Source organism: Inquilinus sp. OTU3971, assembly GCF_038440215.1.
On record NZ_JASATH010000046.1, the window covers coordinates 1 to 13,767 of the forward strand.

Annotated in this window: 14 protein-coding genes and 1 pseudogene; 9 read left to right on the plus strand and 6 right to left on the minus strand. The window is 67.2% G+C overall.

What is annotated here, in order from left to right; all coding sequences use genetic code 11:
* Positions 1-200 (minus strand): hypothetical protein (locus AAHM41_RS13930; RefSeq protein ID WP_342237150.1); only part of this gene is annotated, 200 nt, incomplete at its 3' end.
* Between the two features lie 192 nt (positions 201-392).
* On the opposite strand from AAHM41_RS13930, the gene AAHM41_RS13935 reads away from it, so the two are divergent.
* The 4 genes from AAHM41_RS13935 (at position 393) to AAHM41_RS13950 (ending at position 5,297) form a co-directional block, all read left to right on the plus strand.
* Entirely contained in the window at positions 393-3,374 is a 2,982-nt protein-coding gene (locus AAHM41_RS13935; RefSeq protein ID WP_342237151.1) for a hypothetical protein, read from the plus strand.
* A 53-nt stretch (positions 3,375-3,427) separates the two neighbouring features.
* Positions 3,428-4,105 (plus strand): winged helix-turn-helix transcriptional regulator, encoded by a 678-nt coding sequence (locus AAHM41_RS13940; RefSeq protein ID WP_342237152.1) that lies wholly within the window; start codon positions 3,428-3,430, stop codon positions 4,103-4,105.
* Positions 4,102-4,488, plus strand: a complete 387-nt coding sequence (locus tag AAHM41_RS13945) for a DUF488 domain-containing protein (RefSeq protein WP_342237153.1) — start codon at positions 4,102-4,104, stop codon at positions 4,486-4,488. Before AAHM41_RS13940 ends, AAHM41_RS13945 begins: the two co-directional genes overlap by 4 nt.
* A 218-nt stretch (positions 4,489-4,706) precedes the next feature.
* Positions 4,707-5,297, plus strand: a complete 591-nt coding sequence (locus tag AAHM41_RS13950; RefSeq protein WP_342237154.1) for a LysE family translocator — start codon at positions 4,707-4,709, stop codon at positions 5,295-5,297.
* A gap of 69 nt (positions 5,298-5,366) precedes the next feature.
* Here the strand turns inward: AAHM41_RS13950 and AAHM41_RS13955 are convergent.
* A pseudogene (locus AAHM41_RS13955) lies at positions 5,367-5,621 on the minus strand (ester cyclase); the annotation flags it as partial.
* Positions 5,622-5,774: 153 nt separating this feature from the next.
* Between AAHM41_RS13955 and AAHM41_RS13960 the strand changes: the two are divergent.
* Positions 5,775-7,040 carry a hypothetical protein gene (locus AAHM41_RS13960; RefSeq protein WP_342237155.1) on the plus strand — a complete coding sequence of 422 codons (1,266 nt, stop codon included), beginning with the start codon at positions 5,775-5,777 and terminating at the stop codon, positions 7,038-7,040.
* 113 nt (positions 7,041-7,153) lie between these two features.
* Here AAHM41_RS13960 and AAHM41_RS13965 read toward each other — a convergent pair whose 3' ends face one another.
* Entirely contained in the window at positions 7,154-8,146 is a 993-nt protein-coding gene (locus AAHM41_RS13965) for a Tim44 domain-containing protein (protein WP_342237156.1), read from the minus strand.
* Between the two features lie 220 nt (positions 8,147-8,366).
* Between AAHM41_RS13965 and AAHM41_RS13970 the strand changes: the two genes are divergently transcribed.
* Positions 8,367-9,569 (plus strand): class I SAM-dependent methyltransferase, encoded by a 1,203-nt coding sequence (locus tag AAHM41_RS13970; RefSeq protein WP_342237157.1) that lies wholly within the window; start codon positions 8,367-8,369, stop codon positions 9,567-9,569.
* Between the two features lie 43 nt (positions 9,570-9,612).
* On the plus strand, positions 9,613-9,897 hold the full coding sequence (locus AAHM41_RS13975) for a hypothetical protein (RefSeq protein ID WP_342237158.1): 285 nt from the start codon (positions 9,613-9,615) through the stop codon (positions 9,895-9,897).
* Positions 9,898-10,062: 165 nt separating this feature from the next.
* On the opposite strand, the gene AAHM41_RS13980 is transcribed toward AAHM41_RS13975, so the two are convergent.
* Positions 10,063-11,103 (minus strand): PBSX family phage terminase large subunit, encoded by a 1,041-nt coding sequence (locus AAHM41_RS13980; RefSeq protein ID WP_342237159.1) that lies wholly within the window; start codon positions 11,101-11,103, stop codon positions 10,063-10,065.
* A gap of 168 nt (positions 11,104-11,271) precedes the next feature.
* Between AAHM41_RS13980 and AAHM41_RS13985 the strand changes: the two genes are divergently transcribed.
* Positions 11,272-11,778, plus strand: a complete 507-nt coding sequence (locus AAHM41_RS13985) for a hypothetical protein (protein WP_342237160.1) — start codon at positions 11,272-11,274, stop codon at positions 11,776-11,778.
* A gap of 30 nt (positions 11,779-11,808) precedes the next feature.
* A complete protein-coding gene (locus AAHM41_RS13990) occupies positions 11,809-12,651 on the plus strand; it encodes a hypothetical protein (protein ID WP_342237161.1) in 843 nt (280 codons plus the stop codon).
* 179 nt (positions 12,652-12,830) lie between these two features.
* On the opposite strand, the gene AAHM41_RS13995 is transcribed toward AAHM41_RS13990, so the two are convergent.
* Together AAHM41_RS13995 and AAHM41_RS40605 are read right to left on the minus strand one after the other, a co-directional pair.
* Positions 12,831-13,568, minus strand: coding sequence for a Mom family adenine methylcarbamoylation protein (locus tag AAHM41_RS13995; protein ID WP_342237162.1), 738 nt, complete (start codon positions 13,566-13,568; stop codon positions 12,831-12,833).
* Positions 13,507-13,743 carry a Com family DNA-binding transcriptional regulator gene (locus tag AAHM41_RS40605; RefSeq protein ID WP_446719450.1) on the minus strand — a complete coding sequence of 79 codons (237 nt, stop codon included), beginning with the start codon at positions 13,741-13,743 and terminating at the stop codon, positions 13,507-13,509. Before AAHM41_RS40605 ends, AAHM41_RS13995 begins: the two co-directional genes overlap by 62 nt.
* Positions 13,744-13,767: the final 24 nt, after the last annotated feature.

Consider the following 13,767-nt stretch of genomic DNA (forward strand, 5'->3'; position numbering starts at 1 on the left):
CTTAGGAAATTTTGTGCTCGAAAAAGGCGAAACAATAAAAAGCCAACGGTATCGCAATAGGCCGAGCGCGAATGTAAGGCGATATGGTGCCAGAACAGTGTCGGTTGGGCAATGTCGCCCGATTGACATGAGCCGGCGCGGCCGGCGGATGGTGCCTGTCCGCCCCGCCCCGCCCCGCCCCGCCCCGCGTCGCGGCGCATTCGCAGAAAATTTTTCGCAAATAATGAAAATAGATATCGATGGAATCAGGTGATAGCCTTCAATTCTTTTCGAGATCCAAGCATTCGGTTGTTGAGACCGATTCCTGTTCTGATTTCCGCCAGTGATCGGCAGACCGCCGGCCAATGATGTGGTGCGTCATGCAAAGATTAATCGAATCAGCGGATTGGGGCATGGCGCGGCGGCATGGGGCCCTGCGCCGGGGCTGGGCCGGTCTTCTCATCGCCGCCGGCATCATGCTGTTCGCCACCCCGGGTGTCGCCGACCCGGCCCGCTGCACCGCCGAGCAGGCCCAGCCGCTGGTCCCGACGGACCCGGCGCTGTGCCAGAGCCTGATCGCCGCCGTGCGCGACCCGTCGGCCCTGCCGCTCGACCAGTACGAGGCCAAGCTCAACCAGTTCTTCGGCAATTACTGCCACCGCGACACCGCCTCCGGCTGGCGCCGCGACAAGCATGTCCGCGACGCCGGCCCGTTCACCGCGGCCCTGGTGGATGGCGCCTGGCAGGGCAAAGGCTTCGGCACCCATACTCCGGTGGTGATCTGGTACTCGCCCGACATGGCCGACTGGCTGGTGAAATACCGCTCCGGCGAGGATGCCGGGTCGAACCCGACGCCCCCGGTGCCGGATGGGGCGATCATGGTCAAGGAGATGTTCCCCTATCCGGCCGCCGCCTGCGCCGATGTCGATCCGCTCAAGCTGCTCCCGACCTCCGGCGCCGCGGTCATGATCCGCGACAGCAAGGCCTCGCATGACGGCTGGTTCTGGGGCTGGTACGGCTTCGGGCCGAATGGCGGCTGGTCGCCCGACTGGCCGCCCAGCCCGAACAACCTCCTGGGCAATATGGGCTTCGCCCAGTACTGCATGAACTGTCACGCCTCGGCGAAGGACAACCTGACCTTCGCCTCGCCGCGCAACATCGAGGGCGAGCCCGGGCGGCCGCTGGTCTATCTCAGCCAGTCCTGGTTCTCGGCGCCGTCGCCGCCGTCCCAGCACCGCGCCGTCACGCTGCCGCCGGACGAGGTGAAGCGGCTGGGCGAGCCGCTGTACCAGGCCGACAAGGCGGTCGACCGGGCCCTGCGCGCCTATCTGCTGAAGATGCCGACCTGGGACACGGTCACCAACATGCCGTCGGCGACCTATGACAACACCTGGGTCGGCGCCGGCGGCCCGCGCGCGGCGGACCAGTTCGTCACCTCCACCCAGTGCCTCGGCTGCCACGACGCCGGCAGCACCGGGCTGCAGTTCGACATGACGGTGCCGAACCCGCATGGCGACAACATGATCAACCTGTCGCCCTACGGCACCTGGCGCAGCTCGCCGATGGGGCTGGCCGGGCGCGATCCGTTCTTCTTCGCCCAGCTGGCCAGCGAGACCCAGACCTTCCACCCGGATTCGAAGCAGATCATCGAGGATTCCTGCCTCGGCTGCCACGGCATCCAGGGCCAGCGGCAGTTCCACATCGACACCTTCCCCGCGGCCGACAAGTGCGAGCCCTTCACCCGCGACATGGTGAACGCGGTGCCCTGGCCGGACGGCAACCCCACCGTGGCGAATGCGAGATACGGCGCGCTCGCCCGTGACGGCATCTCCTGCACCTCCTGCCACCGCATGGCGCTGGGTCCCGCCGCCGCCGGCGTCGCCGACGCACCGCAGAACGCCTGCATCGCCAAGCGGCAGGAATTCCTGAACCCGGACAACACCGGCTTCGCCCGCACCTTCACCGGCAGCTTCCTGGTCGGCCCGTCCGACAAGCTGATCGGCCCGTTCGAGACGCCGCAGGTGAAGCCGATGCAGGCCGCGCTCGGCATCACGCCGGAGCACAACACGACGATCAAAAGCTCCGAGGTCTGCGGCACCTGCCACACGGTGCATCTGCCGGTGCGGCAGGACGGCAAGTCCATCACCCATATCTACGAGCAGACGACCTATCCGGAATGGGCCTTCAGCGCCTACCGCACCGGCACCACGCCGGACGGCCCGCTGCCGCACGGGGCTGGCAGCCTGGCCCAGTCCTGCCAGGACTGCCACATGCCGTCGAAATCGGCGGACGGCAAGCCGATGCGCAGCAAGATCGCCAGCATCCAGGAATACAGCAATTTCCCGGAGGCCGAGAACAACCTGGGGCCGGAGGATATCGACCTGCCGGTGCGCGACGGCTTCGCCGCCCACACCCTGGTCGGGCTGAACGTCTTCCTGATCAAGATCGCGCAGCAATTCCCCGACGTGCTCGGCATCCCCACCTCGGACCCGATGATGGGCTCCGGCGGCGTCGACCCGCTGGTGCGGACCGAACAGGCGATGCTCGACCTCGCCAGCACCGGCACCGCGGAGGTTGCGGTGACCGGTGTCTCGGCCGCCGGCGGCACGCTGCAGGCGACCGTGACCGTGCGCAGCGAAACCGGCCACAAGCTGCCCTCCGGCGTCGGCTTCCGCCGCGCCTTCGTGGAGTTCCAGGTCCTGGACCAGCTCGGCAACACCCTCTGGGCCTCCGGCCGCACCAACGCGGCCGGCGCCCTGGTCGACCAGTCCGGCAATCCGCTCGACGGGGAGTACTGGTGGGCCGACGACTGCACGTCCCGCATCCAGCCGGAGGCGCGGCTGCACCAGCCGCACTACCAGCGGATCACCGGCCAGGACCAGGCCCAGATCTACCAGGAGCTGGTGTCGACCCCGCCGCCGGACGCCACGGCCGCGATGTGCGGCCCGGGCACGACGCCGCAGGGCATGCTGACCACCAGCTTCCTGTCGATCTGCAACACGGTGAAGGACAACCGCATCCTGCCGCATGGCTATCTGCCGCTGGCCGACCGCGCCGAGATCGCCAAGGCCCTGGGCGCGGGCGAGGAGCTGGCCAAGGAGGCCGGCCCGACCGGCGTCGGCGACGACCCCGACTACGTCGCCGGCGGCGGCGACAGCCTGGTCTATCAGGTCCCGCTCGGCGACCTTCCGGCCGGCAGCCGACCGGCGTCCGTCCAGGCCACGCTGTACTATCAGGCGACGCCGCCCTTCTACCTGCAGGACCGCTTCTGCACCGCCAAGGGCGAGGACCCGGAGCGGCTGAAGTTCCTGGTCGGCCACCTCAACACCGGCGGCACCCAGATCGACGGCTGGAAGCTGCAGGTCGTCTCCAGCGGCCAGGTGGCGGTGCCCTGATCCGGTCCGGATTCCGGACCGCCCGCGCCGGACGGCCGTGCTAGGCTGTCCACATGGCGGGATACGGTCAGTTCTGCGCGGTGGCACGCGCCCATGAAGTGCTGGGCGGGCGCTGGACGCTCCTGGTGGTGCGCGAGCTCTTGTGCGGCAGCCGGCGCTTCAACGACATCCGCCGCGGCATCCCGCGGATCTCGCGCACCATGCTGTCGGAGCGGCTGCAGGCGCTCGCGGCGATCGGCGCGGTCGAACGGGTCGAGCCCGGGCCCGAATACCTCCTCACCAAGGCGGGGCGCGAACTGGCGGGGCTGGTCGGCGCGCTCGGCCATTGGGGCCAGCGCTGGCTGCCGCGGCGGGCGGAGGCGGAGGATCTCGACCTCGAACCGCTGCTGGTCGACCTGCGCCGGCGCGTCGACTTCGACGCGCTGCCCCGCGACCCGCTGGTGGTTCGCTTCGAGATCCGCGGCCACCCGCAGCACTTCCTGCTGCTGACGCCGGCCGAGGCGTCGCTGTGCACGCACAATCCGGGCTTCCCGGAGCCGCTCTGCGTCCAGGGGCCGCTCGCCGCCCTGGTCGCCTGGTGGCGCGGCGACACCGGCTTCGCCGAGGCGCGGCGGATGGGCCTCACGGTGCAGGGGCCGCGGGTCCTGGCGCGCGCCTTCCCGGGCTGGTTCCTGCGCTACCAGCTGGCCGGCATCGCCCCGGCGGCGGTGCCGGCGGAGCTCGACGCATGACCCTGCGGATCGTCCGCCTCGGCAGTCCGCGCCATCCGGGCGAGGGCACGCGGATCGGCGCCGTCCGCCGCCTGCCGCGCGGCGTGCCGAAGGCGCGCTACGCCGCCGACGACTGGCTCGATGTCTGGTATCCGGAGCTCTCGCCCAGCCCGGAGCTGCTGGCCCGGGGCAAGGCGGTGCGGACGGATGTGGAGTGGGACGCCTTCGCCCGCGCCTTCCGGGCCGAGATGGAGCGCCCGGCGCCGCGCCGCACCCTCGACCTGCTCGCCGCCCTGTCGCGCGACGCGCACTTCTCGCTGGGCTGCTACTGCGCGGATGAGGGCCGTTGCCACCGCTCGGTGCTGCGCGCCCTGCTGCAGCAGCGCGGGGCCGAGATCGGGTAGCGGTCCGCTGCCTGCCTGCCCTCGCAAGGGCTACCGGATTCACGGTCCGGCTATTTTTTGTCCTCCCTCCCCCTGCGGGAGGGGGGACTGGTTTACCTTCGGCCGACGCCTTCTCCTGCCTCCGGACCTGCACATAACCGGTCCGGATTCCGGACCCCACGTACAGCCGCTCCCGCGCCAGAACTCTCCGTCGACACTTTCGCGACGGGAGCCAATCCATGCCCACCGATGCGCTGCTGGCGTTCTGCCTCTTCGCCTTCGTGACCTCGATCACGCCGGGGCCGAGCAACCTGATGCTGCTGGCCTCCGGCGCCAATTTCGGCCTCCGGCGCACCCTGCCGCAGGTGGCCGGCATCACCCTCGGATTCACCGCGCTGCTGCTGGCGGTCGGGCTCGGCCTCGGCGCCGCGCTGGCGGCCTGGCCGGCGCTGCACACCGGCCTCCGGGTCGCGGGCGCCGCCTATCTGCTCCATCTCGCCTGGCGCATCGGCCGGTCGCGATCGCTCGGCGCGGGCGGCGAGGCCAGGCCGCTGACCCTGTGGCAGTCGGCCGCCTTCCAATGGGTCAACCCGAAGGCCTGGGCGGTGGCGGCGACGACGATGGCGGTCCATGCCAGCCCCGAAGCGCCGCTGCTGTCGGTGCTGCCGATCTGCGCCGCCTTCGCCCTGGTCAACCTGCCCAGCATCCTGGCCTGGGCCGGCTGCGGCCTGGCGCTGCGGCGCGTGCTGGCCGATCCGGCCCGGCTGAGATGGTTCAACCTGGCCATGGCCGTGCTGCTGGCGGCGACGCTGTGGCCGATGCTGGCGTGAGGAGGCGCCCGCCGCGATGGTCCGGGGCAGGCGCTCCGATCGCCTGTGCCAGGAAACGGCCGGCGTCGGTCAGGCGGCCTTGATCAGCCCCAGCTGGGTCAGCGCGGTCACACCGTCGTCGAGGCCGATCTCTTCCACGATCCTGCCGTCGACCAGCTTCAGCACGGTGGTGCCGGTGAAGTGCATCCTGCGGCCGGTCGCGGCCGGCAGGCCGCCGGCCAGGAAGTCGCCGAAGGCCGGCCCGGTGTGGGTGCCGCCGCCCTCCCACCGGCCGACGACATGGTCGCCCTCGGCGATCAGCTCGGCCGTGCCCCGGAAGGCGAGGTCGCCGAAACCGTCATCCTAGCGCAGGCGCCGCGGTTCCGGATCATCCATATGGAGGACGCCCGGTCCGGGGATGTCGGCTACAGCTGTTCGACCACCGGGGCACCACGCCCCCGTGACGATTCGGCGAACGACATTTCGGAGAATGCTGATATGGGCAGGATATTCGCGGGAATTTTGTCGGCCGCCTGCTGCACCCTCGCCGCTTTCGTGCCGCCGGCGGACGCCGCCACGCGGGCGACGGCGACGGTCAACGGGTCGGTGGTCGACCAGGTCACCTGGACCGACGCGGATGGCCGGATCCGCACCGTCGCGCTCAAGCGCGAGGGCAACGGCAATGCGGGCCATGGCGGCTATGCCGTGCAGATGACGTATCGCTACCTGAAGAACGGCGTCCTGACGACGATGACGGTCAACCCGAGCGACGCCGGGGACGGGTTCGGCTATTTCGTCGGGCATGAGCGCGAGCGGAGATTCTCCGACGGGTCCAACGCCACCATCGCGGGCAAGATCTTCAGGGCCGATGATTCGCCGCTCGGCCGCGGCTTTCCGGTGACCAGCCGGATCGTGCCGACCACGGCCAATCGCGTCATCATCGAATACAAGTTGACCTACCCGAAATACGGCACCGTCGCGCCCAACGGCATCAACCCGGACACCGGCGAGGACAGCCCGCCGCTCGGGACCAGCGCGGCGCTGTTCAAGCGGTACGACCTGCCGGTGACCATCACCTGGTACTTCCAGGACGGCACCAGCTGGCCGCGGATCGTGACCCAGGTCAGCCTGGCGCCGGTTCCCGGCCCGGACCGGGTCAGCTTCGATCTGCGCGGGCCCTACGGCAAGATGAACTTCGACGCCCGCGACGCCCATATCAACTGGGTGTTCTGGGCCGATCGCTACCGGTTCCAGCCGAACACGGCCCCGCTGACCCGCAGCACGGGCTGGCAGTGGAACAGGGCGAACACCGGCGCGCGCTTCGTCTCGCTGCTGGCGAGCGGCTTCGAGATGGGGTTGTTCGAGCCGACGCCCTACGCGTCCTCCGGCATCCGCGACGGCTATTCCGAGGCCCGCGGCAAGACCTCGGCGACCTATAATGGCGGCGCGGGATGCCCGGACCAGGCGCAGAAGCTGCCCTGCGACTGGGAATGGCCGTACCAGTCGGCGCAATACGAATTGCCCTATGACAATCCCCTCGGCACCACCAGTTCGGAGAAGATGGCCTGGGGCTCGACCCCTTATTACGGCACCAGCCTGCCGTCGGTGTATGACGGCGTCCAGTCCGTCCCCTTCGTCGGGTTTCCCGCGAGCAAGGTGATCGAGTACCAGGTCTGCCTCGTCCTCGGGCAGCAGCTGTCCTGGGGGCTCACGAACATCGTCGCCGCGCGGCCGCCGGCCGACTACAAATGCGCCGCCCGGTAGCCGGATCACGGTGACGCCGGATTACCGGATCACGGTCCAGTGCACTTCGAGCGGTCTTCCGCGCCCGGCGGGGCGAGGGCGCGGTTGCTCTCGCGCTCTCCCCCCGCCTCTCCTCAGGTGGCCGCCTGGACCGCGGACAGCTTCCAGTCGGCGCGGTTCTTGCGGGCGAAGGTCCAGATCTCGACGGTCTCGGTCGGCTTGTCGGCGTCGCCCTCGACGACCCGGCCGGTCGCCCGGTCGCGCGTGGCGTCGACGCTCGAATACCGCATCGCGACGGTCGCATAGTCGGTGTCGCCCTCGCGCCAGGCTTCGGCCAGGTCGCCCTGCAGCAGGCGGACATCCGACACCTCGTTGCGCACGCCCCGGGTCGCGTTCTCGCCGAGCTCCTCGGCGAAATACGACATCACCTCCGGGGTGGTGCGGGCGCGCAGGCCGGCGAAATCCTCCGCCCCATGCGCGGCCTGGATCTCGCCGAGCAGCCGCTCGAAGGCATTGAAGTCCGAACCGTCGAGGCCGACCCCGTCCTTTGGCGCACCGCGTGCGGCACTCTCCGGCCCGGACCGCCCCGAACCCGCGAGCCCCGGGGCGGGACCGCCGGCGGTCCCTCCGTGCATGGCGGACATCGACGCGCCGGCATAGGCCGGGCGGGGCGCGCGGCTGAAGATGCGCCGGAATGCCATCACGGCCAGGACCACCAGGCCGATCTGCAGCACCATTCCCATCAGCCCGGCGGCGCCGCCGAAGCCGTGGCCCAGCAGCATGCCGACGAGGCCGCCGACCGCCAGGCCGCCGAGGATGCTGCCGAAGCCGCCGAAGCGGCCGGGGCTCTGCACGCCGGCCATCGGCTGGGCCTGCCCCGGCTGGGCCGCCGCCTGCGTGCGCGGCGTCATCGACCGGTCGATCGGCGCCGCGGTGCCGGGCGCGGTGGGGGTGGCGGGCGGCGCCTGGAAGGTCCGCACGCCGCGGCTGCCGAAGCCGCCCGAATTCACGCGGCGGGCGTCGGCCTGGTCGATGGCGACCAGCAGCACCCCCAGCCCGAGGACGAGGCTGGCGGCGACTCTGCCCAGGCGGCTGCGGAAGAGGCTCATCTCGGTTTCGCCATCCATGTTGGTCTCGATGCCTGCGACATATGGGGAGTCCCGCGCCCGATTTGAGGGGCACCAGCCGCGGCGCGGCCGGCCAATTCCAGGATTGGCCGCCGCGGCGGTCGGTGACTACACTCGGCACCGCGGGCAGCGAGGGGGCGCGCATGTCCACCACGAGCCCGGCATGGCCGGCCGCGACGGTCGTCAAATCGATTGCCGAATGTTGGGGGGATTGCGTTTCATGAATAGGACCATCGACCGATGCCCGCATTGCGGCGCCTCCGATCTGGAGGTCCTGGTCGAGATCGAGAAGTACTGCTACCTGATCCGACCGACCGAGTTCGAGAGCATCTGGCGCACGGTGCCGATGACGGTCGGACTGTGCCACGCCTGCGGCACCTCGATGCAGCTGCTGCCGCCCGACCGCGCGGCGCTGGACGAAATCTACAGCAAATATTACGGCTCCTACCCGACCTTCGCCTCGGATCCGGAGATGGACGAGCGCCACCGCGAGTTCCTGGCGTTCCTGGTCGCCGCCGGCATCCCGATGTCGGGCCACGCGCTGGAGATCGGCTCCTATGACGGCCGCTTCCTGGCCCGGCTGCAGGACGCCGGCATGACCGTCCATGGCTGCGACCCGAACGAGGCCGCGGCGGCCGAGGCCAGGCGCGCCTTCGGGGTCGAGACGACGCTGGATTATTTCACCCCCGACACCTTCCCGGCCGACAGCTTCGACTTCGTCAGCGCCCGCCTGGTGCTGGAGCATGTGACCGAGCCCGACACCTTCCTCGGCGGCCTGAAGAAGGTGGTGCGGACCGGCGGCCATGTCGCCCTCGAGGTGCCGGATTGCGGCATCGTGATGGCCGAGGGCGCGCCGTTCTGGATGTACGAGCATCCGAACTACTTCACCGCCGCCTCGCTGCTGCGGGCGATGCGGCGGCACGGCTTCGACGGCGCCGTGACCTCGCACAAGGGCATCCTGCGCGCCGTCTGCCGCAACACCGGCGAGGCCAGCTTGCCGACCGACGACGTCGCCGTCGACATCGCCCTGGCGCATGAGTTCCGCCGCAAGTACCGCGACTATGTCGCCCGCTTCGACGCCGTGCTGGCGGATGTCCGCCGGCAGGGGCTGCCGATGGCGGTCTACGGCATCGGCAACTACTTCACCAACCTGCTCAGCTCGACCTCGCTCGACCATTCCGAGATCGTCGCGATCTATGACGGCAACCCGAAGAAATGGGGCCTCGAGATCGAGGGGCTGGGGCTGCCGATCCAGTCGCCCGACACGGTGAACGAAAGCGGGCCGGGCGTGGTGCTGCTGGCCAGCGCCTCGTATCCGGGGATGATGGAGCGCATCGCCCCCTATCTCGACCGCGGCGGCAAGGCCCTCCTGCCGCTGCCGACCCCGGTGCTGTACCAGCGGCCGGCCGACGCATCGGCCTGAGGGTCGCCGTTGACGTCGGCCGGTTCCGGCGCATGTCGTTGGCATGACATCCCTGATCCGGCTGGTGGTCTTCGCCGGCGCGGTTCTGGCCATCGCACCGGTGGCCAGCGCGCAATGCGTCGTGGACCCGAATGCTGTCGGAACTCCCTGTGTCGGAGGGAGAACCGGCGGATCTCCACCGCTGGTCCGCGGCCAGCGACCGGTCGTTCAGGATCTGAAGCCCGTCCAGAAGGTGGCCCCGATCAAGCCGATCCCGGCCCCCCAGCCGGCCAAGCCGGGCAACCTCAGTCCGCCAAGCCTCTCGCCACCGCCCGCGCTGAAGCCATGACCGGCTTCGGCCGAAGCAGTACTCAGAGATCGTTTGGAAATGCGCTGGTGTGAGTCGGCTGGCGGTGGTTTCGAGAACCGGCGCGCAGCGGACATTGGTCCGTGAGCACCGGAAGCGGAGAAACCGCCGCCAGACGGCCGCACCAGTAGCATTTAGAAACGGTCTCTACACCCATTTCATCGAGCTGTCATAGGTGCTGTGCCGCTGCCCCTCGACGGCGTAGCGCAGGGCGTCGACCACGTGGTTCTCGCGGTCCTCCAGCTCCGACAGGATCTCGCCGGTCTTCGGGTCGGTGCGATAGCTGTACAGCGCCAGCTCGTCGATCAGGTGCCGGCAGCGCGGGTGCACCACCATGTCGTGCGCCTTCAGGAACTCGACCCCGTCCTTGACCGACCCCGCCCCCTTGGTCGATCCGGCGATGCTGCCGAAGCCGTTGCGCTGCATGTAGCTGATGGTCTCCGGCCGGGAGCTGTCGGCGATGATCGGGCCGCGCCGCGCCCCCGGCACGGTGTCGAACAGCGCCGGCGTGCGGTCGATCTCGCAGCCGACCTGATAGGCCTCGTGGTCGACGAACAGCGTCCGCCCCTGCACGAAGCAGCGCACCAGCACCGTCGGGTCGCGGGCGAAGCCCCAGTCGGCGCCGAACAGGAAGCGGGCGCCGGCCGGGGTATCGAACGCCTCCACCTTCCAGTTCCTGAACACCCGGGCCTCGCTGAAGGTCTGATAGCCGCCGAGCCAGACATGCTGGTGCTTGTCGGCGTCGCGGGCCCGGTCCCATTCCATCTCCACCCGCAGCACCTCCGGAAAATGCGGGTTCTCCGTCCAGTTGGCCCACACCACCTCGGCATCCGGCGGCGGCGCCCCGCCGCGGAACAGCGCGTCGACCGGGTCGGTCGGCTTCACCGGGTTCCACGAGAACCACAGCTCCGAGCCTGGCTTGCGGATGGTCGGGCGCAGCAGGTCCAGGCTGCGGATCGACAGCGCCTGGGCCTCCTCGACCCAGGCGATGTCGTAGCCCTCGAGCGACTTGATGCTCTCCGCCGTGTGGTTCTGCATGCCCTGGAAGATGATCCGCCCGCCGCCGGGCGCCAGGATGCGGTCGGCCTGCACCCGGAAGTGGCGGCCCAGGCCCAGCGCCTGGATCTTGTCCTCGATCAGCCGCTTGACCGACTGGTCGAGCGAGCGCTGCACCTCGCGGATGCACACCGCCCGCAGCTATAGCCGGGCGCGCGCTTTTGGATAATAGGGCACCCGGTTCTGGACGGCCCTCCATTCCGGAGCCACGATGTTCAAAATGCCAATTGTGGGCATCGCATGGGTGTTGCACGACGGTATGCTCTGAAGCGCGGCATGTCTGCATCGGGAGGAGGAGTCGTGGCGAAGATCGATAGAGCCAAGGCCTTGCATTGCGTTGAGACGATCACGGGGCAAAACCTGACCGGTACGCTTTCCCTCGCCGAGGATGGAATCCGCGTCGAGCTCTACAGCTTTTCAAAGCTCTTCCGTATAGAAGCGGCCCGACCAATCTATCTAATCGCACAGACCGGGCAGGTGGTCTCGCTTCACTCCAATGTCGGTAATGGCCTCGGCACCAACTATCACTACGATCGACCGGTATATCATCAGGGATTCATTTCCAATGTCGCAATTGTTGGTCATGATCGATGGGTCGATACAGACAAGGTGAAGAGAGTAACCTTTACAGCAAAACATGCGATGGAGCTTCTTCGGCACAAGGCGAAAATTGAAGCGCTTGGCAAATCGGAATCGCGAAAGGAAGAAGATTTTATAATCTTTGAAGATAAAATCGATGGCGTGACATTCAAGGCTTGGTATGGCGGGGTTTTTGGATTTGACTTCGATGTGCCAAAAGATCTGTGACCAACCTTCGAAATAGAATTTGACGAACCAATGAGCATTCGTGAATACATAGAATTGGTATCTAATTATATTGATTTCATTTCATTCTGTGTCGGAGCAAAGTTAACGCCACAGGACATTCATATTGACCGGCTTTCTCGTGCAGAGGAAGTGGCGGCCGTTGAAAGGCAAACCTATCGTGGTGATTACTCGGTCTTTTATGTCTGGCCGGAAGCGGAGATTGATGCTCGCGATCTCTGGGTCGGTGGCTCCCCTGTCCGGGCGTGGGATGAAGAAGAACTGAGCGGACTTCGCGCTTGCCTTCTTGCCTGGATGGGCCGAGTCAATGTGTGGAAAAAGTCGTACGCAATGATGACGGGAAGCTTTGCGCTCAGAAATACCGTCTCGACGGAGCGCCTCATCAATGCCTGTCGATGGTTCGAAGAGATCCCAATTGCATCGGCGCAGAGCGCCCTCTCGGACGCGCATATGGATGCGATCGCCAATGCTGCAACGGAGTGTGCAGAAAAGCTTGGTCATCCCTCCGCGATTCGGGAGCGGATCACCGGCGCTATCAGTCGGATCAAGGCAGAGTCCGCTGAGGCGCACTTCACGCGCCTTGTGACGATGATAGAAAAAGCCTTCGGCAAAAGCATTCTTCCTCAAAACGCTGTACTCCATTTACGGCGAGCTATTCACTTGCGAGGAAAATCGGCGCATAAACATTTTGACCCCAAGAGCGACGAGGAATTTCGAGCTTTTACTAAGTCCATACTTGCGATGGAGGCCGTTTGCTACCTGCTAACCGCGCTCGATTTGCCGATGCTCGAAATGGGTAAGGAGCGGATGCGACACAACGCGCTCGTGAAGGACTATTCTTTGGCCTATGAATGATCCTCGCCGTGAACATGCGTTGAGCTAACGGCACGTCCGCGTTGCGGTATGGTTCAGCGTAAGAGCAGGTCCGCAAACGGCACAGGCAGGAGCTTCGGGTCGACGTTCGTTCGAACGTCAGCAAAGGTCGAAGGCCGCCAGCAGGCTGCCGCGCATTAGCGGCATCCGTCGCAACCATCTTAGGCCGCCATGAGTTGTCCCGCCTTCGGGTATGCCTGCACCGCCATCTGAAGATCGCGTCTTGCACTTGGTTTGACGAAGTAGATATAGCGGAACTGGCGATAAGAACACCGCACGGCACGGTGTTGGTTCTCAGCTAGGTACCGACCACGGGGCGTATCTCGGTGTGCGGTGGTCAGCAGGTGGTGGAACGCCTCGCCATCGAGAGACCAGAAGTTGCTGAGGTGACAGCCGACATAGAGGTAGTTTGCCGCTTGATAGACCACGCCCCAGCCGCCGCAGCGTTCGTCGGCGAAGCTCTGTATCCACCGGATGCGCGGTAGCGCACGACGAAGCCAGCGGACGGCGTAGGCGAGCGCCTGACTTTCACTGTTGCGAGGCGCCCTGTCAGAGAGCCACATCCGGTTCAGCTCCAGATATTCATCGACCGCAGTCCGGGCGACGATGTGTTCGACCCGCCGCGGATTGAGCGCGTAGCCCAACTGCAATACCCCCAACCGCTCGCCACCAACCCAGATGCCGAGATGGATGTAGCTGTTGGCCACTACCCTTCCCGAGTAGTGGTTCGCCCTGATCACCTCGCAGGCTTCCGTGCGAGTGATCAGGGCAACGTAGAGGCCGGCCGAACCGAATCCCAGGACGGCCTTGTCGGCGCCGAGGATATAGTCTGGTCGGTCACCGGCAGGCGGATAGAATGGCTCGGCCGGTGCCGGATGGTGTGCGGGTCTCTTTCCCATGAAGCGTCCTCGTGGACGCTCCAGGGCGTTCGGGTGGTGGGCTCTCGGCCGGGATAACGCGGATCAGTGTCCGGCAGCGCGGGCACTTGATCTCGATGCCTCTACCTGGCTCGACGCGGCAGAGCAAGCGTCCGCAGCGGCATCGCAGGTCGATGAATCGACTCGACTCTCGCACAGTATGTTCCTATTTTGTTCGCGT

Excerpts from the sequence above, each read along its gene's own strand:
- AAHM41_RS13935 (WP_342237151.1), top strand. The coding sequence starts at position 393 with ATGGCGCGGCGGCATGGGGCCCTGCGCCGGGGCTGGGCCGGTCTTCTC.
- AAHM41_RS13940 (WP_342237152.1), top strand. The coding sequence starts at position 3,428 with ATGGCGGGATACGGTCAGTTCTGCGCGGTGGCACGCGCCCATGAAGTG.
- AAHM41_RS13945 (WP_342237153.1), top strand. The coding sequence starts at position 4,102 with ATGACCCTGCGGATCGTCCGCCTCGGCAGTCCGCGCCATCCGGGCGAG.
- AAHM41_RS13950 (WP_342237154.1), top strand. The coding sequence starts at position 4,707 with ATGCCCACCGATGCGCTGCTGGCGTTCTGCCTCTTCGCCTTCGTGACC.
- AAHM41_RS13960 (WP_342237155.1), top strand. The coding sequence starts at position 5,775 with ATGGGCAGGATATTCGCGGGAATTTTGTCGGCCGCCTGCTGCACCCTC.
- AAHM41_RS13965 (WP_342237156.1), bottom strand. The coding sequence starts at position 8,146 with ATGGATGGCGAAACCGAGATGAGCCTCTTCCGCAGCCGCCTGGGCAGA.
- AAHM41_RS13970 (WP_342237157.1), top strand. The coding sequence starts at position 8,367 with ATGAATAGGACCATCGACCGATGCCCGCATTGCGGCGCCTCCGATCTG.
- AAHM41_RS13975 (WP_342237158.1), top strand. The coding sequence starts at position 9,613 with ATGACATCCCTGATCCGGCTGGTGGTCTTCGCCGGCGCGGTTCTGGCC.
- AAHM41_RS13990 (WP_342237161.1), top strand. The coding sequence starts at position 11,809 with ATGAGCATTCGTGAATACATAGAATTGGTATCTAATTATATTGATTTC.
- AAHM41_RS13995 (WP_342237162.1), bottom strand. The coding sequence starts at position 13,568 with ATGGGAAAGAGACCCGCACACCATCCGGCACCGGCCGAGCCATTCTAT.